Here is a 780-nt window from a genome sequence, read left to right on the forward strand (position 1 = left end):
CCGTTGATCATCCCTTCCATCGCATCCACTTGCCGTTGCGCAATCGAGACGTCTTCGGCCAGCCTGGTTGATTCAATAGTCCGCTCGATATAGTTCAACTTCAAGCCGAGCGTTGTGAGCGGCTGGCGCAAATCATGGCTTATCGCAGCGATAAGTTGGTTCTTCTCCGCCCTTGCTGCTTCAGCCCGCGATCGCGCCTCTTCGAGAATGACCTCTTTTACACATGCGTGCTTCTGATCGTAACAAAGAAACCATGCGATGAGACAATAGCCAATTAGTTGAGCCGCAAGCGACTCAAACGCAGTTGGCCGATTAATGAACAGAATGACTCCCACGCTAAATCCAAATGGGATAGTGCCGAGCACAAGTGAACCTAAAGTTGCACGAAGACTGGGTGCGAGCAGCAGCACAGTAAATACATGACAGATCAGCGTCAGCCTTAGGAAGAAAGTTCTGTGAAAAATAATATGAATATCACCGTGGTAGGCCCAGAAAATGGGTGGCTCGATCCCGAAGCTACCGGCCGCCCACCACAACGATGTCAGTATGACCAATCCAGCCCATTCCCAGTGCATCTGCTCGACCGCGTTGACGCCAGCTTGCTTCGGAAGCGCCATGGTCTTTTTCAGCAGATATATTGCCATGGGAGCGGCCATCCCCCACAGTCCGAAGATCCAGACCACACGGAACAAAAGATAAATATGCCTCTATTGAATTTTCAGTGGGTGGTATCGTCCCGGTTTCTGGATAAACAAGACGAAGGCAGGTCATGCATAGCCA

1 protein-coding gene is annotated in these 780 nt (G+C 50.9%); it reads right to left on the reverse strand.

Going from position 1 to position 780, the window contains the following annotated elements; all coding sequences use genetic code 11:
- A partial coding sequence (locus EVC45_RS44955; protein WP_306770886.1) for a histidine kinase dimerization/phospho-acceptor domain-containing protein occupies window positions 1–656 on the reverse strand: 656 nt, incomplete at its 3' end.
- Window positions 657–780 lie beyond the last annotated feature (124 nt).

The organism is Paraburkholderia sp. UYCP14C (assembly GCF_004197395.1).
Classification (GTDB): domain Bacteria; phylum Pseudomonadota; class Gammaproteobacteria; order Burkholderiales; family Burkholderiaceae; genus Paraburkholderia.